General features: G+C 42.0%; 17 protein-coding genes, 1 pseudogene and 1 riboswitch. Of the genes and pseudogenes, 8 read left to right on the top strand and 10 right to left on the bottom strand.

Features of this window, described 5'->3' with window-relative positions; all coding sequences use genetic code 11:
* Nucleotides 1-233: 233 nt before the first annotated feature.
* Nucleotides 234-2,105 (top strand): methyl-accepting chemotaxis protein, encoded by a 1,872-nt coding sequence (locus tag H5114_RS13405; RefSeq protein WP_182723190.1) that lies wholly within the window; start codon nt 234-236, stop codon nt 2,103-2,105.
* Between the two features lie 190 nt (nt 2,106-2,295).
* On the opposite strand, the gene H5114_RS13400 is transcribed toward H5114_RS13405, so the two are convergent.
* Complete coding sequence (locus tag H5114_RS13400; protein WP_182698301.1) at nt 2,296-3,078, bottom strand: class I SAM-dependent methyltransferase; 783 nt, start codon at nt 3,076-3,078, stop codon at nt 2,296-2,298.
* Nucleotides 3,079-3,208: 130 nt separating this feature from the next.
* Between H5114_RS13400 and H5114_RS13395 the strand changes: the two genes are divergently transcribed.
* Nucleotides 3,209-4,054 carry a 23S rRNA (adenine(2030)-N(6))-methyltransferase RlmJ gene (locus tag H5114_RS13395; protein WP_124016746.1) on the top strand — a complete coding sequence of 282 codons (846 nt, stop codon included), beginning with the start codon at nt 3,209-3,211 and terminating at the stop codon, nt 4,052-4,054.
* Between the two features lie 282 nt (nt 4,055-4,336).
* Here the strand turns inward: H5114_RS13395 and H5114_RS13390 are convergent, their stop codons facing one another.
* The 5 genes and pseudogenes from H5114_RS13390 to H5114_RS13370 form a co-directional block, all read right to left on the bottom strand.
* The gene (locus H5114_RS13390) at nt 4,337-5,695 is read right to left on the bottom strand and encodes a M28 family peptidase (protein ID WP_404948353.1); all 1,359 of its coding nucleotides are present in this window, start codon (nt 5,693-5,695) and stop codon (nt 4,337-4,339) included.
* A 91-nt stretch (nt 5,696-5,786) separates the two neighbouring features.
* Nucleotides 5,787-6,410 (bottom strand): annotated as a pseudogene (locus H5114_RS13385) (lytic transglycosylase domain-containing protein); the annotation flags it as partial.
* Between the two features lie 352 nt (nt 6,411-6,762).
* Entirely contained in the window at nt 6,763-7,302 is a 540-nt protein-coding gene (locus H5114_RS13380) for a hypothetical protein (protein WP_124016744.1), read from the bottom strand.
* 419 nt (nt 7,303-7,721) lie between these two features.
* Complete coding sequence (locus tag H5114_RS13375; RefSeq protein WP_124016743.1) at nt 7,722-10,877, bottom strand: efflux RND transporter permease subunit; 3,156 nt, start codon at nt 10,875-10,877, stop codon at nt 7,722-7,724.
* 9 nt (nt 10,878-10,886) lie between these two features.
* Nucleotides 10,887-12,035 carry an efflux RND transporter periplasmic adaptor subunit gene (locus H5114_RS13370; protein WP_124016742.1) on the bottom strand — a complete coding sequence of 383 codons (1,149 nt, stop codon included), beginning with the start codon at nt 12,033-12,035 and terminating at the stop codon, nt 10,887-10,889.
* Between the two features lie 972 nt (nt 12,036-13,007).
* Here H5114_RS13370 and H5114_RS13365 point away from each other — a divergent pair.
* Nucleotides 13,008-13,625, top strand: coding sequence for a TetR/AcrR family transcriptional regulator C-terminal domain-containing protein (locus tag H5114_RS13365; protein ID WP_124016741.1), 618 nt, complete (start codon nt 13,008-13,010; stop codon nt 13,623-13,625).
* A 24-nt stretch (nt 13,626-13,649) separates the two neighbouring features.
* On the opposite strand, the gene H5114_RS13360 is transcribed toward H5114_RS13365, so the two are convergent.
* Together H5114_RS13360 and H5114_RS13355 are read right to left on the bottom strand one after the other, a co-directional pair.
* Nucleotides 13,650-14,339: a DNA-3-methyladenine glycosylase I gene (locus H5114_RS13360; RefSeq protein ID WP_124016740.1), complete on the bottom strand. Its 690-nt coding sequence runs from the start codon at nt 14,337-14,339 to the stop codon at nt 13,650-13,652.
* A gap of 100 nt (nt 14,340-14,439) precedes the next feature.
* Nucleotides 14,440-14,970 (bottom strand): thioesterase family protein, encoded by a 531-nt coding sequence (locus H5114_RS13355; protein ID WP_182723188.1) that lies wholly within the window; start codon nt 14,968-14,970, stop codon nt 14,440-14,442.
* A 270-nt stretch (nt 14,971-15,240) separates the two neighbouring features.
* Nucleotides 15,241-15,411, top strand: a riboswitch (FMN riboswitch).
* A 93-nt stretch (nt 15,412-15,504) separates the two neighbouring features.
* Between H5114_RS13355 and ribB the strand changes: the two genes are divergently transcribed.
* The 5 genes from ribB to H5114_RS13330 all read left to right on the top strand — a co-directional run bounded on the left by ribB (nt 15,505) and on the right by H5114_RS13330 (nt 18,484).
* A complete protein-coding gene (gene ribB, locus H5114_RS13350) occupies nt 15,505-16,161 on the top strand; it encodes a 3,4-dihydroxy-2-butanone-4-phosphate synthase (protein ID WP_011639277.1) in 657 nt (218 codons plus the stop codon).
* Nucleotides 16,162-16,772: 611 nt separating this feature from the next.
* Nucleotides 16,773-17,150 carry a DUF3703 domain-containing protein gene (locus tag H5114_RS13345; RefSeq protein ID WP_182723187.1) on the top strand — a complete coding sequence of 126 codons (378 nt, stop codon included), beginning with the start codon at nt 16,773-16,775 and terminating at the stop codon, nt 17,148-17,150.
* Between the two features lie 111 nt (nt 17,151-17,261).
* A complete protein-coding gene (locus H5114_RS13340; RefSeq protein ID WP_182723186.1) occupies nt 17,262-17,648 on the top strand; it encodes a VOC family protein in 387 nt (128 codons plus the stop codon).
* A gap of 37 nt (nt 17,649-17,685) precedes the next feature.
* Nucleotides 17,686-18,045, top strand: a complete 360-nt coding sequence (locus tag H5114_RS13335) for a MerR family transcriptional regulator (protein ID WP_259395299.1) — start codon at nt 17,686-17,688, stop codon at nt 18,043-18,045.
* Nucleotides 18,046-18,103: 58 nt separating this feature from the next.
* On the top strand, nt 18,104-18,484 hold the full coding sequence (locus H5114_RS13330) for a carboxymuconolactone decarboxylase family protein (protein WP_182698263.1): 381 nt from the start codon (nt 18,104-18,106) through the stop codon (nt 18,482-18,484).
* Nucleotides 18,485-18,585: 101 nt separating this feature from the next.
* On the opposite strand, the gene H5114_RS13325 is transcribed toward H5114_RS13330, so the two are convergent.
* A complete protein-coding gene (locus H5114_RS13325; RefSeq protein WP_259395298.1) occupies nt 18,586-19,248 on the bottom strand; it encodes a PilZ domain-containing protein in 663 nt (220 codons plus the stop codon).
* 169 nt (nt 19,249-19,417) lie between these two features.
* Nucleotides 19,418-21,457 carry an oligopeptidase A gene (gene prlC, locus H5114_RS13320; RefSeq protein WP_182723185.1) on the bottom strand — a complete coding sequence of 680 codons (2,040 nt, stop codon included), beginning with the start codon at nt 21,455-21,457 and terminating at the stop codon, nt 19,418-19,420.
* Nucleotides 21,458-21,508 lie beyond the last annotated feature (51 nt).

Raw genomic sequence — 21,508 nt, 5'->3', positions numbered from 1 at the left:
AATTTTAAATTAAAAATTAACATTCAGAATCAGTGAATATTTTATAAACATGACAAAAGCGACATTAATATTGTTATACATTGATTTTAATTTTGTTGCTTTATTATGTGTGCGAAAATAAAAGCAAGATTGAGATGACTCTCCCTTATCTCAATTCATATTCTAAATTCAGCAACCACAAAGCTGTATTTATTTTCGTATCTCAATTTAAATAAACAGTATTAACATCCCATATGAAGTCATATTCACTAAAGCAAAAGATATTACTATCGGTTGTCCTCGCCCTTGCGGTTGTCATTGGACTATTATCGTGGCACAGCTATTCAACCCAAAAAAGCTCGTTACTGCAAAGTAGTGTTAATCAGGTAAGTGAATCTGGTAAACAACAGGCAAAACTAATTGAAGGATGGTTGGCTGATCGTAAACGGATCATCAGCTCAGTTGCCACTAAGGTCGAAGGTGATACGCTTAATGCTTTGCAACAAGCAAAAATCTCCGGCGATTTTCAGCTAACCTATTTCGGTAATAATAATGGCATAATGATTGATTCAGACCCGAGTATTGATCGTACCGGCTATGATCCTAGATCGCGTCCTTGGTACCATCAATCACAACAAGCACGTAAAACAATTATTACCAAACCTTACGTAGATGTCGCCTTTAATGTATTGGTCGTCACTATCGCTAAACCGACCAACAATGGCGTAGTTGCTGGCGATGTTTCAATTGCTAGCTTAGTCGATAGCGTCAACAGCATGTCCCTGCCAGCCAATGGTTATGCCATCATGATGCATAAAGACGGCACTGTGATTGCTTATAAAGACGCAAATAAATTGATGGGCAAAATTACGTCTATTGATAATAAGTTAAGCAGTCAATTGATCCAATCAAGTCGTCAAACAGGCAAATTAGTACCTGTCTATTTTGATACTGAAGGCAGAGATAAATTACTCTGGAGCGAAGAGATACCGAATACTGATTGGCAACTGGTTTTTGTACTCGACCAACAAACCCTAGAAGCACCACTTGCCAGTTTAATGTTTACCCAACTAGGATTGGCTGTATTAGTACTGATTATCAGTGTGTTATCAATTTCATGGTTATTAAGCCTGTTACTTGCACCATTAAGCCGTGTATCACAAGCATTATCCCGCATCGCTGACGGCAATGGTGATTTAACCCAACGCATCACTGTCGACAGTCAGGATGAAGTCGGGGTGCTAGCCGATAACTTTAACCGCTTTGTGAGTAGTCAACATCAGCTGATCAGCCATATTCGTCATCTGGCGCACGAACTGCATTTAGATGCAGAGCAGAGTTTACGTACAAATCAAACAAGTGTTGATGAGCTACAACGCCAACAGCAAGAAGTCGCAATGGTTGCGACTGCAGTGACGGAAATGTCATGCGCAACCCATGAAATTGCAGCCAATGCTGAAAGTACTGCTGCGGCGGCACAACAGTCAACCCAAAGCAGTATTCAAGGTAAAGGTTTAGTTGATAAAACTCGCACGACCATTAATTCGTTGGCATCAGAAATAGATGAAACCACTACCGTCATTGGTAAATTAAGCCTACATGCACAAGCCATCTCTAGCATTTTGACAACAATTCAAGGGATTGCTGAGCAAACTAACTTATTGGCATTAAATGCAGCCATTGAGGCTGCTCGTGCGGGTGAACAAGGTCGTGGTTTTGCCGTAGTGGCTGATGAAGTACGAGTATTATCTCGTCGGACTCAAGACTCAACGGCAGAGATTTATACCACTATCGAAACCTTACAAAGCACAACCAAACAAGCAGTTTGCTTGATGGACAGTAGTAAAACATTAGCCAATAACAGTGTTGATGATGTTAACGCTGCGGCAAACGCTCTGGAAGAAATCACTGAAGCGGTCAATATGATTTCTGATATGGCGGGTCAAATAGCCATAGCAGCAGAAGAGCAAACACAGGTGACGAACGAAATAACTAAGAATACTGTTGCGATAAAAGATGTCACCGATGAGATCACCTCATCGGCGATGACTCATTTAGACCAAGCGACAATGCTCAAAGACCGTGCGACAGATTTGAGTAACAAAGTCGCCACCTTTATTTTGTAACCATGTTTTATTAGGCTAGTGCAGGCATATTGCTAAGCAAGAATATCCTGCCGAGTTCCAACGACATTTGAATGAGTCTTTTGAGGTAAAAGCCAGTTAGCTTTCCTCAAAGACTCAACAAAATCAAGATTCGTAATCTAAAGCCAATAGTAATAACCTAAAACACTAATATTCGATGCTCGACTTGATGCTATTTCATCGCGGATTTGATGTATAAATCGAAGCGATTTTTTTTAGTTTCAATCACAGAATGTGGCTTTACACCGTCTAAATCCTCAGCGTAATCAGGGCGTTTTACAACAACACGCTTGGTGGCTAATGCGATAGCAGGTGCCAGTAATCCATCGGCATCAAGATCAGCCCCAACTAAGGTTTGGAATACTCGCATTTCTTTTTTTACCAGCGCTGACTTTTCACGGTGTGGGTACATGGGATCAAGGTAAACCACATCAATCTCGCTGACGTTAGTGCTCGTTTTCACCGCATCGGCTAATGCATTGAGGCTAGAACCATGGAACAAGCTCATACGCTCATGCATCCATTGGCCAATTTCAGCATCATCATACGCGCGGCGTAAACCGTCTTCGAGTAGCGCGGCAACCACGGGGTTTCGTTCAACCATAATGACTTTACAACCTAGGCTGGCCAATACAAATGCATCACGGCCTAAGCCGGCAGTTCCATCCACAACCGTTGGCGTTAAGCCTTGTTTTAATCCAACCGCTTTGGCGATAGATTGACCTCGCCCGCCACCAAACTTACGCCGATGAGCAACCGCACCAGAAACAAAATCAACACTAATGCCGTCTAGTTTAGGCTCATCTCGTTTATGCAAACTTAGGCAGTTTTGCTCAAAGCGCAATTCAAAAGCAGCATGCTGGTCCCACACAAGCTGCCAGCGCTGGGCAATATCGACTAATGAAGGATACTGCTGATTAAAGAAGATAGGTGTCTGCAACAAGATGATTACCATGCCAATATAAGAAACTACGCCATTATGCCAAAAGCCATCACCAGTGAACACCTATACCTCGCGCGCTAGAAAACTTATAATGTCGTTATTACACAGTTTTTGCTGTCTCATTTAGTAAATGGAAATGCCCATGCTCAGTTATCGCCACGGTTATCATGCAGGCAATTATGCCGATGTGCTTAAGCACTCAATGCTTATTCAAGTATTAAAAGCGATGCAGAAAAAAGATAAACCTTATGTGTATATCGATACTCATGCAGGTGCCGGCGCCTACTCATTGACCGATGAATTTGCTCAGAAAACGGGCGAGTATTTAGACGGCGTGGCTAAATTATGGGACCACGCAAATTTACCTACTGCATTGGCTGATTACGTTGAGACAGTAAAGCACTTTAACGCTGAATTTGATGGTGAATTAACGGTTTACCCTGGTTCACCTGCGATTGTCGATGTCGAACTGCGTCCACAAGATCGTATGGTATTGCACGAACTGCATGTTACTGACCACGAGTTACTGGAAAATTATTTCATTGACGACAAGCAAGTAAAAGTCATTCGAGGCGATGGTTTAAAAGGATTAATTGCCGCGGTTCCTCCATTAGAGCGCCGTGGAGTCATATTAATTGATCCCAGCTATGAAATGAAAACTGACTATCAGGATGTGGCTGAAACCATTATTAAAGCTCATAAACGTTTTGCGACTGGAACATTTGTTTTATGGTATCCAGTGGTAAAACGTGAGCAAACAGAAGCTATGTTAACCTTGCTAAAAAACAGCGGAATTAAAAAACAGTTGCGTATTGAGCAAGCCGTTAGCGCTGACAGTGACGAGTTTGGCATGACAGCTGCTGGCTTATGGGTCATTAACCCACCTTGGCAATTAGATGTATTAGCTAAAGAAGCATTAGATTATTTAACCCCATTATTAGGTCATGCCGATGGCCATACGACTGTGAAATGGGAAGTCGGCGAATAATTTAGCCTCTGCAGGCTTTATGTTGCTGTGGCGTGTAAATGATTAATGATTTAGTGGCTAAGATTATTTAACGCCGTTATTAAATCTAGGTCATGCCGATGGCCATACGACTGTGAAGTGGGAAGTCGGTGAATAATTTAGCCTCTGCAGGCTTTATGTTGCAGTGCAATGTGATTACTGATTACTGATTACTGATTACTGATAGTAGATAATAGAAAATGCCCAAACCGCAGCAACGGTTTGGGCATTTTTGTTGGTTATCTTCAAAGCTGTTACTGAGCGTTATTTAAAGAATGCACCTGCTGCACCCGGAAAAACCACTGGGCTGACATTGCCATTCGCGGCAACGCTGGCCACGCCATATAAGTAATTATCGATAACCATATTATCCAACGTGAACTGATTAACCTTGCCGACATAGCGACTTTGAGTCCATTGTGGCACTGTGGTTAAACGCCAATAGACGCGATATCCAACAACAGTTTTATCATCACTTTTTGCCCAACTTAAGGTGGTACTCGGTGATACTTGCCCTGCAATGGTAACCTTGGTTGGCGGTGCTGGTGCCCACGCTTGAGACGCTAAGCTCAGTGCATTAAGTGCAGTCAATTTGGCTGTAAAGTCAAAATCGACACCTTCAATCACATCACCATACGCAATGCCATCTTCAACGCGAATATCTTGATGCTGACGGTTATAGTTCTCGTTGGTTTCCATAATCCTTACGGCAGGCAAGCCAGCCTGATTAAACGGTAAATGATGTCCACCACGACCAAAACGGTCGAGGCGATACACTAACATCACCTCTAAATTAGTCATGTACTGGTCTGCTAACGATTTAATTTTACGGGCTAAATTACGTGAAGCAGAATCATTTTCGCCGCCACTAAAATAGCGTTCTTTGGCTTCATCTGCGGTTTCGGCAATACGTACACCTTCAGAAAAGACCCGCACACTACTGTTATTCACCACGCCATTAATGCCTGATATATTGCCAATCATGTCATTATTTAATACTGCTTGAACCTGCCAATTTTGCGCTTTAGCATAGTCAGCTAAAATATTACCGCCATACAGGCCTTGCTCTTCGCCCGACAACGCAGCATAAACGATAGTGCCGTTAAATTGATATTTTGATAATACACGAGCAGCTTCTAGCGCTCCCGCAACCCCCGACGCATTGTCATTAGCGCCAGGAGAAATTGAGCTGGCATCTAATACATCACTGACACGTGAATCAATATCACCGCTCATCATCACTACGCGCTTAGGATCTGTTTGACCACGTTGAATAGCAATAACATTAACCACTTCGGTTGGGTTCGCAATTCGTTTACCTTGAACGGTATCAGCCACAGTCACCACTTCTAAACAGCCGCCACACTCTTTAGATATACGATTAAATTCAGCTTCAATCCAACGTCTTGCAGCACCAATACCCTGGGTATCAGATTGAGTATCAGACAAGGTATGGCGGGTTCCGAAACCGACTAAAGTGCGAATATCTTGCTCAATCCGCTGGGCTTGTGGTGCAGTAGCGATGTCGTATAAACGCACATCTTCTTGCGATGGCGCAGCTGATGATTTATCGGCAGCAACGGCGGGGACAGCTACAGCGCCCAATATCAGTAATCCGGCCATACTAGCAAGGCCATAGCCCTGAGTGCGACGGAACGGGATACGCTTGGAGTGAAGTTTATCAAGTAAATGATTCATTAATAATTACCTTAAATTAACTGGCTAATGCCTTTTGATAGCGTTTTAATAATATTTTTACACGCTTTACATAAGCTTGTGTTTCAGGATAGGGCGGTATGCCGCGGTATTGCATCACAGTAGTCGGGCCAGCATTGTATGCTGCACACGCAAGGTCAATGTCGCCGTTGAATTGGCTGAGTAACTGTGCAAGATAACGACTGCCACCGCGAATATTTTGCTGAGCATTAAAAGGATCATCAACGCCCATATCGCTAGCGGTCGCTGGCATTAACTGCATCAAGCCTTTGGCACCCGCTTTTGATAGTGCACCCATTTTGAAAGCCGACTCAGCATGAATAACGGCCCTAATAAGTGCAGGATCCAGCTGATATTGGCGCGCTGCTAAAGCAACATCGGCAGCAAAAGGTGAAGTAAATAATGGAATTTTATACCAATCGATAACCGAGTCGACACGACATGCAAAACATTCATACAACAGCACTTGGTAGTCATCACCCTGCGGTTGTACATCGCTAAATACCATCACGCCATTAGTTTGCTTATATTGGTAAACTTTACGTTTTTCAACGCCTAAATCACTCACGATACCATTGTCGGAATAACTCGCCTTAATGCGCTGCTTACTCGGTACACTGGCCGACGGCTTTAACGGGTAGTCATTCGTTAAGGTGCGCGGCTGCGGTTTTTCATCGACATAGCCTGCTGTTAATGACAATGGATCTTTGATTGAATCAACCTTGCTTCGACTCGTCATCTTATCCATTTCTGATGCCGGAGCGGTGTTTTCTGCAACGGGTGTAGGTTGTAACGATAACTGTTTTTTAACTGCAGCTTGTTCAGGCAAGTACTTAGCTTTGAGTTGTGGCTTGTCAACTTCTTCTACGGCGGGATAAATCACTTGTTTGGCTTGCACCTGCATGTGTAAACCAGCGCAAGCCAACAATCCCATGATACCCAATAGCGTCTGTCGATTACCCCATATCATTGGGTTAGTCCTGCACTTGATCGAATATTGGCATCGGCGCGATACGCGCAAATTTAGCCACAGCAGATCCAGGAAAAATTTTAACACCGCTGTTTAACTCGTCGACGGCTTTGCGGTAAAAATCCTCTGCATGGACAAAATCGAGTTCTAACTGTAAATACTCGGCAAGCTGGTCAGCACACAGTTTGTCTTTATTTACCGTTGATAATAACGCCTCTAAACCTTGATCAATCTGTTGCCACGCAGCAATAGATACCGACAAGGAGCCGCCCGCTACGTTTGATTCTTCTATGGGTTGTTCCCAATCATGTTGGGGCTGCATTTGTTTAAGTTGCAACAATTGAGCTTGTTGATCATCAGTTAGGGGGTGTTGATACGACTTTTTTTCCTGGCACAGTTCAGTGAACAACATTAATCTTTTATCAATTTTTGCGTCGATCACTTTCAGCGCTTCAATGGCTGAAGTGCGCTTTTTAAGTAAACTGGCATACCAAAGATAAGCCAGAATAGCGGCTAAAGTGAGGCTAATAAATAGCGCCTGCATGGTGACATCCTTTATTATTGTTATTCACTATCATAATCATAATTTAATCAAAAGTTCATCTTTATCGATGATAGCTTAGCTAAAAAATAACCATTAAAGTATCAGTAAAGCACGAATAGATGTTAATAAGCTGTTTTAATTAACATTTTGACTATAACACAACAAATCTGCACATATGTGACCTAAAACCGTACCATTTACAATTAAATAGCTAACTTTATCAAATACCTAATACAATTTTAACCAGAGTGTTTTTTAAACACATTTTCAGTTTTCTATTGAATATAAACCAAAAAACCGTTTAATAATGCCGACTTAATACCTTTTGAGTCAGTTTTCACTCTCTGCATCTTTTCAAAAACAATAGTCATAAAAAAGCCCAGCTAAACTGGGCTTTTTACAATCAATAATGTAAAAAATTAAATATTTTTTCTATCGTTATCGACTTTTTCATCTTCCTCTTCCGTTGGTTTTTCACGCTTACTAAAAATGCGCTCAACCACCACAAAGAATAACGGCACAAAGAAGATACCTAAGAAGGTGGAGGTCATCATACCGCCCAATACCGCAGTACCGATGGCATTTTGACTACCAGAGCCAACTCCAGAACTAATCGCTAATGGCACAACACCTAAACCAAATGCTAATGAAGTCATTAGAATTGGGCGTAAACGCACACGTACCGCATGTAATGTTGCCTCAATTAGCCCAGATCCTTTTTCGTAATATTCCTTGGCAAACTCGACAATTAGAATGGCGTTTTTAGTCGCCAGGCCCACCGTGGTTAACAGACCGACTTGGAAGAATACGTCGTTAGGTAAACCGCGACCATTCATTGCCAATAGCGCCCCAATAATCCCCAGTGGTACCACTAAAATCACCGATAAAGGCACTGACCAGCTTTCATACAGTGCAGCCAATACTAAGAACACAATTAGGATAGATAAAGCATACAAACTAGGTGCTTGATTACCCGACAAACGTTCTTCGTACGACAAACCATTCCACTCTAAGCCGTACCCTGGAGGAAGCTGCTTGGCCATCTCCTCTAATGCATCCATCGCGTCACCAGTACTATAACCCGGTGCTGTTGAGCCTTGAATATTGACTGCGGGGACACCGTTAAAGCGCTGTAATTGTGGTGAGCCAAATTCCCAAGTACCCGATGCAAATGCCGAAAACGGTACCATTTCACCATTATTGTTACGTACATACCAAGAGTCTAAATCACCGGGTTGCATACGATATTTAGCGTCCCCCTGAACATAAACCTTTTTAACTCGGCCACGGTCAATAAAGTCATTCACATATGACCCGCCCCATGCGGTACCCAGCACGCTGTTGACGCTATTAATATCAATATCTAAAGCACGCAATTTAGCGTGATCAATATTAATTTTGTATATCGGCGCATCTTCCTGACCATTTGGACGCACCCCAACAAGATTCGAGTTTTGTGAAGCCATGCCTAATAATTGATTACGCGCTTCAATTAACTTGGCGTGTCCTTGACCATTTAGGTCTTTCAGGTAGACATCAAAACCATTTGCAGTACCAAGCTCAATCACTGATGGCGGCACAAAGGCAAACACTAACGCCTCTTTAATTTGCGCAAAGTGACCCATGGCTCGTCCTGCCAATGATTTAACATCTTCACCCGGTGCTTCACGTTCAGACCAATCTTTTAAACCCACAAACGCAAGTCCCATATTTTGCCCAGAACCAGCAAAACTGAAACCTGAAACAGTAAAGACTGATCTCACAATGTCTTTTTCTTCAGTAAGATAATAATTAGAAACGTCTTTTAATACCTTAACCGTGCTTTCTTGGGTGGAGTTAGTTGGCAAAATCGCTTGTGTAAACAAGATACCTTGGTCTTCATCGGGTAAGAATGCCGTTGGCATACGTAAGAAAATCCAACCCACAGCAATAACTAAACCAACATAAATCAGCATAACTCTAAAAGAACGCTTAAGAATACTGCCGACACTTGATTCATAACGCGATGTCATTGCATCAAACTTACGGTTAAACCAGCCAAAGAACCCAGTATCTGCGTAGGAATGACCTTTTTCGATCGGTTTTAACATGGTGGCACATAATGCCGGCGTTAACACGATGGCGACAAACACCGATAAAGCCATCGCTGAAACAATAGTAATAGAGAACTGACGATAAATGACCCCGGTAGAGCCAGACATAAATGCCATTGGAACGAACACCGCCGACAAGGTCAAACCGATACCGACTAAGGCACTGGTAATTTGATCCATTGATTTTCGGGTTGCCTCAAGCGGACTTAAGCCTTCTTCAGACATTACGCGTTCAACGTTTTCAACCACAACAATCGCATCATCTACTAGTAAACCAATCGCCAATACCATAGCAAACATGGTTAAGGTATTAATGGTAAAACCGGCTGCAGATAACACAGCAAATGTTCCTAATAACACCACAGGTACAGCGATTGTTGGAATAAGTGTTGCTCTAAAATTTTGTAAAAACAGGTACATGATCAAGAACACCAACACTATGGCTTCTATCAATGTATGCACCACACCTTCGATTGATTGCTCAACGAACGGCGTTGTATCATAGGGATAAACCACCTCAAGCCCTTGAGGGAAAAACTCTTTCATCTCATTAACTTTGGCTTTAATACCCTCTGCAGTGTCTAACGCATTCGCACCGGTGGCTAATTTAAACGCTAAACCAGATGCGGGTTTACCATTATAATATGAGTCTACCGCGTAGCTTTCTGCGCCTAATTCCACTCTGGCAACATCGGCTAGAAAAACGTTGGCGCCCGACGAATCAGATTTAACAATAATTTTCTTAAACTGCTCTGGTGTTTGTAAGCGGCTTTGTGCTGATACCGTCGCGTTAAGCTCTTGACCCGCAACCGAAGGCGCACCACCTAATTGACCCGCTGATATCTGAGCATTTTGCTCACGTATTGCAGCAATGACATCAATACTGGTTAGTTTGTATTGGGTTAACTTAAGCGGGTCTAACCAAATACGCATTGCGTACTGCGCACCAAAAAGTGTCAGTTCACCCACACCAGGTACACGGCTCATTGGGTCTTGTACGTTGGCAGCAACATAATCGGCAATATCGCTTTTCCCCATTGAACCATCAGCAGACACAAAGCCAAGCACCATTAAAAAGCCCGAGCTGGACTTGTTAACTTGTACACCTTGTTGCTGAACTTCAGTGGGTAATAACGGAGTAGCCGCTTGCAGCTTATTCTGAACTTGTACTTGAGCAATATCAGGATCGGCCTCAGCATTAAACGTCAGGGTAATCTTCGCATTACCAAAACTGTCACTGGTCGATGAGATATAACGTAAGTGATCCAGCCCGGTCATGCGCTGCTCAATCACCTGAGTAACCGTGTCTTCCATGGTTTTAGCCGAAGCACCTGGATAGAAAGCACTGATCACCACTGTTGGCGGTGCAATACTCGGATACTGTGCAATGGGCAAGCCTTTAATGGCTAACACACCCGCGAGCATAATTAATAATGCAATCACCCAAGCAAAAATAGGGCGATCAATAAAAAAGCGAGCCATAATGATTCCCTATTTTTGTGGTTGGTCAGCCGTTAACGCCTGAGCTGAAACAGGTGCACCAGGACGAATTTTTTGTAATCCTTCGACAATTAATTTATCGCCAACAGACAAACCATCAACGATGCGCCATTGATTACCAATCACTTCAGCTGTTTTTACCACGCGCATTTCAACATTACTGTCTTGATTAACTATCATTGCGACAGCTTCACCTTTAGAGTTACGTGTAATGGCACGTTGTGGCACTAAAATCGCTTGTGGATCTTGGCCAGCATTGAGCAATGCACGAACATACATACCCGGTAACAGTATTCCGTCTGGGTTAGGAAACTCAGCGCGAAGGGTTACTGAGCCAGTCGTTTCATCAACGTTAACTTCAGCAAATTGAAGAATGCCTTGTTGTTCGTAGGTGCTACCATCTTCAAGGATTAAGGTTACTTTAGCATTTTCACTTTCCAGTAACTGCCCAGAACGTAAGTTAGCTTTTAAACGTAACAGCTGCGCACTTGACTGCACTATGTCGATATTAATGGGATCAAGCTGTTGAATTGTCGCTAACGTATTGCTTTGGTTTGCCGTCACCAAGGCGCCGGCAGTCACTGATGATTTGCCAATACGACCAGAAATCGGTGCTTTAACTTCAGTATATTCAGTGTTAATTGTCGCAGTATTAATCGCGGCTTTAGCAACCACAACCGCAGCTTGTGCTTCTTTATATGCAGCTTCAGTCTCGTCAAAATCTTGCTTACTGATCGCATTGGTTTTAACTAACTTGTCATAACGCGCGGCTTTGGCTTTAGCGGAAGCTAAACCAGCATTGGCACTCGCAAGATCGGCTTGCGCACTTACCAGTGCTGCTTTATAGGTTGCGGCGTCAATTTGATACAGTGATTGACCTTGCTTAACTTCAGTCCCTTCAGTAAAGGCACGTTTAGTGATAATACCTGTGACTTGCGGTCGTACTTCGGCTTCTAAATACGCACGACTGCGGCCAGGTAGCTCAACTTGAATCGCTTGCGAAATCGCTTCAACGGTCATCACGCCAACAGGTGTAGGTGGTCGCGGTTGTTGTGACTGGGCATTTTCATCCCCTTTACCACAAGCGGTAATCCATAATGCAGCAGAAATAACTGCGGCGACTTTCAATGCTTTGTGCATGAGTGCTCCTACTCCAATTTATTTTCAATATGCGCCACTCGATCTTGAGTAGCCGATTTGAAAATAGCTAATATTAAACTTTAAAATTTTCTGTGTACTTTATCGCATAGGTATAAAATTCAAACAACTTAGCTGATGCGAATAAATTGTAAATAAATAATAAGCTTACGTTATATATACTTAAAAAGTTAACAAATTGTGCTATTCGAGTGAGTAATAAAACAAGCTCGATCAATTATTTCATTATTAACACTATTTATTAACATCTCAGCAGGATCAATTTGTGGGTTAACAACCGCACCAATGTTCACCAGTAATACACTAACCTAGTGGTTGTTGATGACAAGCTTATTTAAACCATCAATCTTTTATGCTGCAAGCATACTATAGCCAGCATTACTCGCCAGCTTGATAATTAGCCAACCATTTGAGCATCATTAAAAGTCAGCAAGCTCATATTATATTTAGTTAATTGACTGATACGCCCAAAAGACTCAAACCAATCATGTAATGGTAAATTAAACTGGCTATTTTACTGACTTTATCACCTTAGCGTTAACATCAATATGAGTCTGTGAGCATGGCAATGACAACATCTGGATATCGCGTGGTAATTTATTATAGGCGCCCATAGCAAACATGCTGAGTCAAACAGCCAAAAAGAGTCATCAATTTGTAAAAGCCATTAAAATAGCCACTGTTAAACAATATCTTGTGCTATTAGCCTTACATGCCATCAGGCGATTTAATTTCAATGCCCTTTGTGGCTGACTAAGATGATCCTCTGCCACCACCAATAGCTCAAAGCAGTCTGATTAAAAGTTTGAGGAACATAATGATAGTGTTTATCACCCTTAAATCTGCAACTATTTTTAACTATTGCTTCAAAAAGTAAACTACACAGTGTAGTTTAATAATCCATTGTTGAAAAGTAAACTGCTCAGTGTAAAATATTACAATAAGATCGCTTAGATGAAACCAATGAACTCAGAAAAACAAACACGTAGCCAATTAAAACGTGCTGCGATTATAGAGGCCGCCAGAACAACCTTTAAATCATTAGGGGTTACGGCTACCAGTATGGATAAGTTAGCCGAAGTGGCTGGGGTGTCTAAACGAACAGTCTATAATCACTTTGCGACTAAAGAAGCGTTAGTCATGACTTTAATGACTGATTTGTGGGAGCAAGCATTATCTCAACCCACTGTAGCGTATGACGCGCATCAACCTTTAGAAGCACAATTACAGCAGTTAGTACGTGACGATATGGACTACTTACAATCAAAAGAACACATTGAAGTGTCGCGTATGTTAATTGGTCATTTGTTCTATACCACTGAAATGCAGCAAGAATTACAAAAAGTGATCAAAGAAGAGAATGCCATTTTACGTTGGATTAAAGCGGCCACGCAAGATGAGCGATTAAGCGTGACAGATGTCGAGCAAGCGCAAGCAGAATTGCAGAGTTTGATAAAAGGCCAATGTTTTTGGCCATTAATCTTTCAAGTTGAAGAGCCACTGAACGACGAACAAAAACAACAGATTGCCGCCAATATTACTGCCATGTTTTTATGTCGTTATAAGGTTTAACCGCATCGTTTAAAGCATGAAAAATTAAACGCGATTATCGCCCACGCCCAATGAAATCGTCCGGCTAATTTGCGCCAAGCTCATGCCCGACTCTTGTTGCCAATGATTAAAAGCCGCTTGGGTTTGGCGTAAAGCAGTTTGCGATGTAAAGCCAGCATCAACCACGTTATGGCCAGTTAAATAGGCTTGAACATCTTGGCTTAATAAAAAGGTATCTTTACCAATTGCCCGTAAAAAATAGGGCCCAGTATTACCGCCTAAACGAGTGCCGCGCTTTTTAAGCACTTGCCATAAACCGGTAATATCATCGCTTGGCCAATGAGCAATAAACTCCGCAAAACTTCCATGCTCTTGGTTAATGTGTTGGATCATATAGGCATTATCAACAATCGCCTGTGTTTTCTTTTGATGACGAATAAGCTCAGGGTCGGTTGCACGCTGTTGAATTTGATCGGGTGAAAGCATCAGTACCTTCATCGGCTCAAAACCAAAAAAAGCTTTCTCATAGGCAGGCCATTTGTTATCAACCACTCGCCACACAAATCCACTTTGAAACACCCGCTTGCTCATCACAGACAGCAATTGAGCATCAGTATATTGGCTGATTTCGTCAATATCGAGAGTATCCGGTAACATCGACTTCACTACCGCAGGTCCGCCTTTACGCTCACAGGCTCGAGCCCAAATATCGCTGAATTTTTCTAACCTTGCCACGCTTCACCCTCACTACAATATCAATTATATAAACACTCATCACTGGTACGTAATCTTGTACCATCCAGTTTACTTTAGAATGTTATTCACATAGTGATAATTAAATATTACGTTGTTTTTTAAGCTGTAAAAACTGTTTCCACTTAACCACTTCCGCTGGCATCTCTGGCACATCGCCAGTGAAACCGGCCGCCGCAATTAAGGTTTCTATCGGCACTTGTTTACCCCGACACATAAATACACCGCGTACATGAGCAATACAATGTAAGCCGCGCACGGTGTGCATCCGATGCTCAATATAAAAATACTTTTCATCCCAGCCGACAATTTTGGTGTTTATGGTAAATTTTTCAAATGGCTTAATATCGCGGATATAAGTAAACTCAGCAGCATTCACAATGGGTAACCATCTGTTTTTTAAAAATGCCTTCATCAAGCCCATTTCGGCTATCAAATAAGTGCGGGCTAGATCCATAAAGGCTGGATAGCGGGAATTAGTCAGGTGTAAATTGATGTCACAATCTAAAGGCAACACACGATAATCAATCCGGCTAGTACCTAAAAAACCGATGCGTTTACAATGCCCTATCCGCCATATAAACAACCAAATAAAACGAAAATACAAATTCATTAACTGTGACTCCTGATATAAACGCATCAGGCTAACAAAGGTCATACCAGTGAGCAAGCTCGTTCAACTCAGTAAACAATAGATATTTGCATCCAGTGATTAAGATAACTGAACCTAGGTATTGCTGCGCTGTAAAATAAGCATTAGTAATGCTTTATTACATTAATGAGACCGATACCCCTTTTCATCTTAATCTTAACTGATTAACATAGTTGCGTGTTTTGCTGAGCCAGCAGTCTGAGCTTAGATGTTTAACACACACATATTGTTTTTAATTCTCAGGGCGGGGCGCAATTCCCCACCGGCGGTATACTTGAAAAAGTGAGCCCGCGAGCGCTCGATTCGTCGAGGTCAGCAGATCTGGTGACTTAGGTATTTACTCATGAGTAATGTCTAACAGTCCAGAGCCGACGGTTATAGTCCGGATGAGAGAGAATAGAGATACATCAATTAGCCTAGGCTATTGATGCAATTTGTTTTGGATTTAGATCCCTCTTTACAAGCCCTGATTCTGGTCATTTTAGGAGTACAACCATGAATCAGTTATCACTACTTGCCGAATTTGGCGAACCAATCACCCGTGTAGAAAATGCATTAGCAGCGCTTAGAGAAGGCCGAGGTGTATTACTACTCGATGATGAAGACCGCGAAAATGAAGGCGACATTATTTATTCTGTCGAGCACTTAACCACAGCCCAAATGGCATTAATGATCCGTGAATGCAGCGGGATTGTGTGTTTATGCTTAACCGACGAACACGCCAACAAGTTACAATTGCCGCCAATGGTTATCAATAACAACAGCGCCAACCAAACTGCGTTTACCATCTCCATTGAAGCAAAGCATGGAGTGACCACTGGCGTTTCCGCTCAAGATCGTGTTACCACCATTAAAACTGCGGCAAACCGCGATGCCAAAGCATCAGACTTGGCTCATCCTGGACACGTATTCCCATTACGTGCTCGCGCTGGCGGAGTAATGTCTCGTCGTGGTCATACCGAAGGCACCGTCGACTTAATGCAAATGGCAGGCTTAATGCCAGCTGGCGTATTATGCGAACTGGCCAACGAAGATGGCAGCATGGCCAAAACACCAGAAATTATCGCCTTTGGCCTTAAGCACAACATGCCTGTACTCACCATCGAAGACATGGTGATGTACCGCAACCAGTACGATTTAAAACTGGCATAATATGTTACTAATACGTCATTCATAAGCAAACTTATCTGCAGTGAATGAAGATGAAATAACAAGATTAAGAGGTGCTAAGCACCTCTTTTTTTATGCTTGAAATCATGAAGATTATAGAAAATAAGGCCTTATGAGTTAATCCTTGTATGACTTATTATTTGCCATCCATAACCTCTCCCCCTCACCCCAATGACTACCACCGCACATCTCACATTTGAACTCAACGAGTATGTTTACGCTATGCAACACTTTACATTGCTGACTGAAAAAAGCAGGATAAATAACCTCAAAATATATTGCTCACGGCTACCCTTGAGAGTTAGCCAACATGAAATAAAGGACGCTCAAGAGTAAATGGAATACCACTAGCACACTCTCGCTGTACTTAACGCTAATCTGCTCAATTAGTGTAGTCAGTTTTGTGACATATTCGTTGGAAGATAATTTTACCGGGTTATCTGACTTACCCCGTATCGTTGATATCGGTATTTATGCCGCCCTAATGACAGCGCTTTATTATTTTTTTGCTCAACTTTTTAACTGGTTGTACTCTGAAGTTCAAAAAATAACGACGAAAATTCAACTGAGGATAATAAATCGGAGAGGTAACATTGAATAGTTATACCAAAAATATCACTCCTTACGTGCAAGAGCAGTTATCTAAAGCAGATCAATCCGACCATTTAGGTAATGTTGCAGATTCATTTGTTTACCTTGAGAATGCTCACGTGCTTGGGCAGGAATCAACCTATTGGCATGTAAAAGTGCACTATTTAATGCTGCGTTGGGCAATAAAACAGCGTGATATGAATGAAGCCATAGGTCAAATGATTCGTATCATTGGGGCGGTTTTATTCACTGCAATAAAAGGCGTACCAACGGGGAACACTGGCAGTAGCAATGTTAGCCTAGTAAAAGTCATGCCCATTAAACCAGAGCATGCCGAGATCATAACGAAAGTAAAAAAACAACATAACTCAACGAGCTAAAAAGATTAATAGACGCCTTAGCTACATCATACTGTAAGCCAATAATGGAATGTAAAATACATCACTAGGTAACACAAAGACATCTCTAAACATGGTACATGGGAGGTTCACATGAAACGAGTCACAGGTATCGGCGGCATATTTTTTAAAGCAAAAGATGCACCTGCATTACAAGCTTGGTACAAGCGTCATCTCGGCATTGATGTTCAGGAATGGGGCGGCACGACTTTCTCTTGGAGCGACTCAAATAACAAGCCCGTAGGTGGAACGACTATCTGGGCGGTGAGTTCAGAGAAAAGCGACCAATTTTCCCCAAGCCAAGCCCCATTTATGATCAATTACCGAGTTGAAGACCTCAAAGCTGTCGTCGCAGCCCTAAAAACTGAAGGCTGTAACGTCCTCGATAAGATAGATGAGTCTGAATTTGGCAAGTTTGCGTGGGTGATCGATCCTGAAGGTAATAAAGTCGAATTATGGCAACCGCCTTTAGGTCAATAATAATGCTGAATGTAGCCATTTTCAGGGTAAAAAATAAATGATGAACATGAAAGCATTTTCGACGTTAGCCGGATTATCTTCTTATACGCTGCGATATTATGAAAAAGTCGGTTTACTCAACAAGATTCAGCGAAACAGCAGTGGCCATCGAGTCTACACAGCTAAAGACTTAGCCTGGATTACGTTTATCAAACGCCTGAAAGACACTGGCATGCCTTTAGTAAAAATTCAAGAATACGCCCAATTGCGAGCATTAGGGCAAAGTACAGTGTTAGATCGCCAACAACTACTTGAGCATCACAAAGACCAGTTGCAAGCTCACATTGAACGCCAGCAACAACATTTACTGGCGCTAGAAAACAAAATTAATTTGTATAAAGCTAATAAAGTCAGTTGACTTAGAGTTAACTCTAACTTGTACGGTGTGACTTCTACTTATCAATAGGAGTACATCAATGTCAAATTCAAGATTCACTTTAGGTCTGGAACAGTTGTCCAAAATTGACGGTGAAGCAGGTCATAATGTTATCGAAAGCCTACAAGATATTTGCCCCGACTTAGCTCGATTTACCATTGAATATCCGTTTGGCGATATATATACCCGACCCGGTTTGGATGTAAAGTCGCGAGAAATAGCCACTGTTGCCGCACTGACCGCATTAGGTAATTGTAAACCTCAGCTCAAGGTTCATCTGAGTGCGGCTTTAAATGTCGGTTGCAGCGAAGAGGAAGTAAAAGAAGTATTATTACAAATGTCAGTATATGCTGGTTTTCCTGCGGCATTAAACGCTATGTTCGCCTTTAAAGAAGTGCTTCAAGAGCGAAAACCAGAATAAGCAAGTTGCGATTAATTGTGAGTCCATAACAAGGACCAGCTTAAGAGCCGCTTATGCTCCAACACTGACGTTAACGAAATGATTATGCCCAAGACTCTAGCTTATAACTCAATAGAAAGCTGATTCAATATGGCCCTAACTTGTTCATCATCCTCTGCAAATTGAATACCTACGTTAACTTTTCCGTTCTCAAAGCGACTATTGCACACCTTCGCGGGAATGGTTATTTCAGTATCGTTGGGTGAACGCATAATGATGAAAATATCTTTCGGATTAACTTTAACTTTCGAGTTATCAGTTTTGAATACAAAACCACAGCCTTTGGCAGAAATATCCGAAATAATGCCTTTTAATTGGGATATTTTTTTTACATCATCATCGTCTCTTGTGACAATAGATGCAGGTATATGAGTCACAAAACGTTGATGAGTGCGAAGCTGACGGTTTTCTATTTTAGCGGGATAACTTAAGAAGATAAATTTTTCAGGGATTTTAGTGATATTTCTAATTGTCGATCGAAATGCATAACACTCGCCTTGCTGGCCCTCCAATAAATAACGAACCACCACAACATTACCTTCCACAAGCACATCACTGTAGTTACTCATATTCTGAGGAGCTGGATGCTTGAGGATAATATATTGACCTAGATCGTACCCGACCAACATTGCTTTAAGACGCAATTTAACGGGATGGTCGATCTGTAAATCAACAATTTTTCCGGGAGTTAACTCGAAAAATATAGCGTTGGGTGTGGTTGTCAATGTTCTGGATCCATGGGAGTTTAATGATAAATTTACAACCTTAAATATGCTGTGAATAAAACCAAAACAATCGTTATACACAGTTTAAAACTAAAAAGATGTCGCCAAATTAATTAGTCAGTTAATAAGAGGCACGAGTTAAGTACCTCTTATGTTTGAATCCATCCAATTACACCGCAATACCACTGTGACGCAATAACGCATCAGTGTTTGGTTCGCGGCCCATAAAGCGTTTAAATAACGCCATCGGCTCTTCACTGCCGCCCATCTCAAGAATGTTGTTTAAAAAGCTTCTACCAGTGTCAGCATTAAAAATACCTTCGGCTTCAAAACGCGAAAAAGCATCAGCGGAGAGTACTTCGGCCCATTTATAACTATAGTAACCTGCCGCGTAACCACCAGCAAAAATGTGAGCAAAACCATGCTGAAAACGATTAAAGCTTGGTGGGGTTAATACCGCAATCTGGCTGCGTACTTGGTCTAAAATGCCTTGAATATCGACACCTTTTGCTGGGTCAAATTCGTGATGCATTCTAAAGTCAAATAATGAAAACTCAAGTTGGCGCACCATCATCATGCCAGACTGGAAGTTTTTAGCTGCTAGCATTTTATCCAGCAAGGCTTTTGGTAATGGTTCACCAGTTTCATAATGACCAGAAATTTCCGCTAACGCCTCTTCTTGCCAGCACCAGTTCTCCATAAACTGGCTTGGTAACTCTACTGCATCCCAAGGCACACCATTGATACCAGACACGCCACCAATATCTACCTTGGTGAGCATATGGTGAATGCCGTGGCCAAACTCATGGAACAAAGTGGTTACTTCATCATGGGTAAATAATGCCGGTTTGCCATCCACTGGGCCATTAAAGTTACAAGTTAAATACGCTACCGGTTTTTGCAAACCCGTAGAGGTCATACGGCGACCGCGACAATCATCCATCCATGCGCCGCCACGCTTACCGCTGCGAGCATATAAATCTAAATAGAAGCTACCGCGGTGGTGTTTTTGATCATCAAAAATATCAAAAAAACGCACGTCTTTATGCCAAGTGTCGACACCTTTCTGCTCACTAATGGTTAAACCAAATAAACGGTTTACAGTATAAAATAAACCTGACAAGACTTTATCTTCAGGGAAGTACGGGCGTAATATTTCTTGTGACACTTGGTATTTATGCTGTTGCAGTTTTTCAGCGTAAAAACTTAAGTCCCATGATGCCATTTCGCTCACGTCATAATGCTCTTTAGCAAACGCACGTAGCTCGGCTAATTCAGTGGCTGCCTGATCTTTAGAACGCTCGCCTAATTCATTTAAAAAGCCCAGTACTTGCGCTGGATTTTCTGCCATTTTAGTGGCTAATGATTTATCAGCGTAGCTAGCAAAGCCGAGTAAATTAGCTAACTCGTGACGCAGTGCGACGATTTCATTCATATTGTTGGTGTTATCAAACTCACCAGCATTAGGGCCTTGATCAGACGCACGAGTCACAAATGCACGGTAACATTCTTCACGTAACTCACGATTTTCGCTGTAGGTCATCACAGGTAAATAAGACGGGAAATCAAGTGTGAATAACCAACCTTTTAGCTCTTTGGCATCCGCCATTGCTTTGGCAGCTGAAATCGCTGATTCCGGTAAACCGGCTAAATCGGCTTGGTCAGTAATCAACTTGGTCCACGCTTCGGTAGCATCTAACAGTTGATTCGAAAAGTGACTAGTTAACTCAGATAAACGTTTAACAATCTCACCATAACGTGCTTTTTGGTTATCGTCTAAGCCGATACCAGACAATTCAAAATCGAGTAAGCTTTGCTCTATGACCATTTTTTGCGCTTGGGTTAACGCAGTAAATTCAGCAGATTGATGGATCGATTTGTACGCTTCGTACAAGCCCTGATGTTGACCAACATAAGTGCCGTAATCAGACAAAAGCGGCAAGCAAGCATCGTGTGCATCGCGTAATTCATCACTACTGATCACTGAGTTCATGTGCGACACAGGTGACCATGCTTTACTTAATTGATCATCGATTTCTTCAAGGGGTGCAATTAGATTATCCCAAGTGTATGAGCTATTTTTAGCTAATAGCTCATCAATGGTTTCACGACATTTGGCAATCGCTTGCTCAACAGCAGGCTGAATGTGTTCAGGTTTGATTTTTGAAAATTCTGGTAATTCTGCGCCACTTAGCAATGGATTGCTCATAAAGATTCCTCGAAATATTTCGCGTGAGTATTTAGCTTATATTGGGTTAAA

This window comes from Shewanella sp. SR43-8 (genome assembly GCF_014163775.1).
Classification (GTDB): domain Bacteria; phylum Pseudomonadota; class Gammaproteobacteria; order Enterobacterales; family Shewanellaceae; genus Shewanella; species Shewanella vesiculosa.
The sequence above is the reverse complement of the archived record's forward strand: the minus strand, read 5'-3'. Positions and strand labels throughout refer to the sequence as shown.